This window comes from Paractinoplanes toevensis, from assembly GCF_018332695.1.
Taxonomy (GTDB): Bacteria; Actinomycetota; Actinomycetes; order Mycobacteriales; family Micromonosporaceae; genus Actinoplanes; species Actinoplanes toevensis.
This window is the reverse complement of record NZ_BOQN01000199.1, coordinates 1-524: the sequence shown is the minus strand read 5'-3', so window position 1 is coordinate 524 and position 524 is coordinate 1. Positions and strand designations below refer to the sequence as shown.

At 63.2% G+C, this 524-nt stretch carries 1 protein-coding gene; it reads left to right on the top strand.

Annotation, left to right across the window (positions count from 1 at the left end; translation table 11 throughout):
* The coding region (locus Ato02nite_RS50110; protein WP_281419910.1) for a non-reducing end alpha-L-arabinofuranosidase family hydrolase at nt 1-524 on the top strand (524 nt) is incomplete at both ends.

The window sequence follows — 524 nt, the reverse complement described above, 5'->3', positions numbered from 1 at the left end:
GCACTCGCCACCCCGAAGTCGGGCTGGGTGTCGCTCAAGGACTTCACCACCGTGCCCTACAACGGCAAGCAGCTCGTCTACGCCACCACCCACGACACCGGCTCCACCTGGGGCTCGATGAACTTCGGCCTGTTCACCAACTGGTCCGACATGGGCTCGGCCAGTCAGAACAAGATGAACTCGGGCACCGTCGCACCGACGCTGTTCTACTTCGCGCCCAAGAACATCTGGGTGCTGACCTACCAGTGGGGCGCGACCGCCTTCTCCTACCGCACCTCCAGCGACCCCACCAACGCCAACGGCTGGTCGGCGGCACAACCGCTGTTCTCCGGATCCATCACCGGCTCCGGCACCGGCCCGATCGATCAGACGATCATCGGTGACAGCCAGAACATGTACCTGTTCTTCGCCGGCGACAACGGCAAGATCTACCGGGCCAGCATGCCGATCGGGAACTTCCCCGGAAGCTTCGGCTCGTCCTACACGACGATCATGAGCGACAGCACCAACAACCTGTTCGAGGC